At 32.8% G+C, this 2,984-nt stretch carries 3 protein-coding genes and 1 pseudogene; 2 read left to right on the top strand and 2 right to left on the bottom strand.

Features of this window, described 5'->3' with window-relative positions; genetic code table 11:
* Window positions 1-373: 373 nt before the first annotated feature.
* A complete protein-coding gene (locus HKP48_RS03480; RefSeq protein ID WP_296342863.1) occupies window positions 374-613 on the bottom strand; it encodes a CopG family transcriptional regulator in 240 nt (79 codons plus the stop codon).
* Window positions 614-807: 194 nt separating this feature from the next.
* Between HKP48_RS03480 and HKP48_RS03475 the strand changes: the two genes are divergently transcribed.
* Window positions 808-1,578 carry a TIGR02757 family protein gene (locus HKP48_RS03475; protein WP_296342861.1) on the top strand — a complete coding sequence of 257 codons (771 nt, stop codon included), beginning with the start codon at window positions 808-810 and terminating at the stop codon, window positions 1,576-1,578.
* Between the two features lie 29 nt (window positions 1,579-1,607).
* Window positions 1,608-2,879 carry a carboxypeptidase gene (locus HKP48_RS03470; protein ID WP_296342859.1) on the top strand — a complete coding sequence of 424 codons (1,272 nt, stop codon included), beginning with the start codon at window positions 1,608-1,610 and terminating at the stop codon, window positions 2,877-2,879.
* Here HKP48_RS03470 and HKP48_RS03465 read toward each other — a convergent pair.
* Window positions 2,868-2,984 (bottom strand): annotated as a pseudogene (locus HKP48_RS03465) (IS1595 family transposase); the annotation flags it as partial. The gene HKP48_RS03470 and the pseudogene HKP48_RS03465 overlap by 12 nt on opposite strands.

Raw genomic sequence — 2,984 nt, 5'->3', positions numbered from 1 at the left:
ATGATATAGTAAAACTGTAACATTATGACTTTTATGGATATATTTACTATTCTGTGACATCGAGTCACAAAATAGTAATAATTAACGAGGCAAGCCTCGAGGTATTAAACCTGAAAGCGAATAAAGGAACACCAGAGGAAATAGCAGAACAACTAGCTATGGAGTTCACCTAACGTAACAGGGGGCTTACTATTTTAAAATCCTAAAAAACAAACCATTTTACTGGGGTTGGAATACCTTTTTGTGCTACTTTTGAGTTTTATCGGACAACAATAATTCAAAATATTTATCAGCTTGAATCATTCCAAATTTTTTAATACCATAATGATGAATTCGTATAAAATCATTTTTCGCTTCATTACATAATTTATATTTAGTCATTAAGCAAAGACTTTGATTGAGTCAAAATTTCACTTTTACTTTCACTTGTAAAACCGCTATTTTCGGCTTTATCCAATTTAGCGCGAATCCAGTTAATTTCAACTTGTTGTTTTCGTGCTTGTCTAATTAAGTCATTTACGAGTTCACTCTTACTTGAATACTCTTTTTTATCCACTTGAGTTTTAAGCCATTCATCGTTTGGCTTTGTGAATGTTATGCTTTGTCTTGCCATAATTTATTTATTTGATGTAAATATACACCAAATACGAATCATTTTCAAATTGTTGCCAACGTAAATATAAACTCAGTTTCAATTGCGTTTATCGATTGATATGCGAAATTAGTTTTTGAATTACAAAAGTTCAATAGCCCATAATTATATTTATTAATGATTGGTTGTTAACTTCGCTTTTTAATTAGCATAATTTGAAACTCAAAAAATCAGAACTTAAAGAATTTCTCGACGAAAAGGTTCTACTCTACAATAACCCTAAATTTATTGAAAGCGACCCTATACAGATACCTCATATATTTTCAAAAAAAGAAGATATTGAAATTATTGGATTTTTAACAGCAACAATAGCTTGGGGAAATCGTAAAAGTATTATTACTAATGCCAATAGAATGGTTGAATTTCTTGATGGCTCACCTTATGAGTTTGTGATGAATCATCAAGGGGCAGACTTAGAAAAACTATTACCTTTTGTACACCGGACCTTTAATGGTTATGATTTTTTTCAGTTTGTTACAAGTTTAAAGCACATCTACATAAAACATAATGGATTAGAAACTGTATTTGCAAAACATGCTGATAAGGATTCACTCCAAAACAGCATCCATAATTTCAAAAAAATATTTTTTGAGATTGAGCACTTAGAAAGAAGCAAAAAACACGTAAGCGACCCAATAAAAAATTCAGCAGCTAAACGTATAAATATGTTTTTGCGTTGGATGGTGAGGAATGATAATAACGGTGTAGACTTTGGTATTTGGAAAAGCCTCTCTCCTTCCCTGCTTAGCTGTCCGCTAGATGTTCATTCGGGAAATGTGGCTAGGAAATTAGGTTTGTTAAAACGAAAACAAAATGATGGTAAGGCATTGGCAGAATTAGATAAGAGCTTACGAGGTCTTGATGCTAATGATCCAGTAAAATATGATTTTGCGCTTTTTGGATTAGGCGTTTTTGAGGGCTTTTAGTTATTTTTAGGCTTCTAAAAAAATAACTTATGTCTTACAAATTTTTATACCCTCTATTATTTGTTTCAGTTTTAGGTTTTTCTCAAAATCTAGAAATACCAATCGATACTATAATTACAACGACAAATACTACAAAAATTAAAGGTCAGATCATCAATTATAAGGCTATGACTGGCTTTCAACCAGTTTGGAATACTGAAGGCGAGGTTATGGCTTCTTTGTATTACACGTATTACAAACGTACAAACAATAATAAAGGCAATAAAAGACCTTTAATTGTTTCATTTAATGGAGGTCCTGGTTCGGCTTCTGTATGGATGCACATTGCTTATACTGGTCCAAAAGTTTTAAATATTGATGATGAGGGATATCCAGTACAACCTTATGGTGTAAAAACCAATCCAAATTCTATTTTAGATGTTGCGGATATCGTGTTTGTAAATCCAGTAAATACAGGTTATTCACGTAAAGTGAAATTAAAAAATGGTAAATATGAAGATGATAAAACTTTTTTTGGAATTAATGCCGATGTTAAATATTTAGCAAGTTGGATTAACACTTTTGTTACTCGCAATAATTGTTGGGAATCTCCTAAATATATTATTGGCGAAAGCTATGGAGGTACACGTGTCATGGGCTTAGCGTCCGAATTACAAAACAGCCAGTGGATGTATCTTAACGGCGTGATTATGGTTTCGCCCGCAGATTATAAAGTACTTCGTGTTGGCGGTCCAGTATCTTCTAGCTTGAATCTACCATATTATACTGCTGCTGCTTGGTATCATAAAATGCTACCGAGCGAGCTACAAAATAAAGATTTGTTAGATATTTTGCCTAACGCTGAAGATTTTGCAGTTAATCAATTAATGCCTGCTATTGCAAAAGGTGGTTTTATTTCTGACCGTGAGCAAAACGCTATTGCGAAGAAAATGAGCTACTATTCAGGTCTGTCGGAAGATGTAATACTAAAACAGAACCTCGATGTACCAAACCATTTCTTTTGGAAAGAATTGTTACGCGACAAAACAGGACAAACTATCGGAAGATTAGACAGTCGCTATTTAGGTATTGATAGAGTTGAAACTGGTAATGCACCTGATTATAGTGCGGAATTAACCTCTTGGTTACATTCTTTTGCGCCAGCGATTAATTATTACATTCAAAACGAGTTAGCCTTTAAAACCGACCTTAAATACAACGTTTTTGGAAATGTAGGTAATTGGGACCGAAGTAACGATAATGTTAGAGAAGGTTTACGTCAAGCTATGGCGCAAAATCCTTTTTTTGAGTTACACGTTTAGTTTCTGTTTTAATTGATTTTGATATATTGGTTTACTTTCTACCATTCTTGTAATTGTTTTATGAAAGATACTCGTCTTAAATTGAGAACGATTAATTCTAAAACA

The sequence above is a fragment of the Winogradskyella sp. genome (assembly GCF_013042245.1).
In the GTDB taxonomy this organism is placed as follows: domain Bacteria; phylum Bacteroidota; class Bacteroidia; order Flavobacteriales; family Flavobacteriaceae; genus Winogradskyella.
The sequence above is the reverse complement of the archived record's forward strand: the minus strand, read 5'-3'. Positions and strand labels throughout refer to the sequence as shown.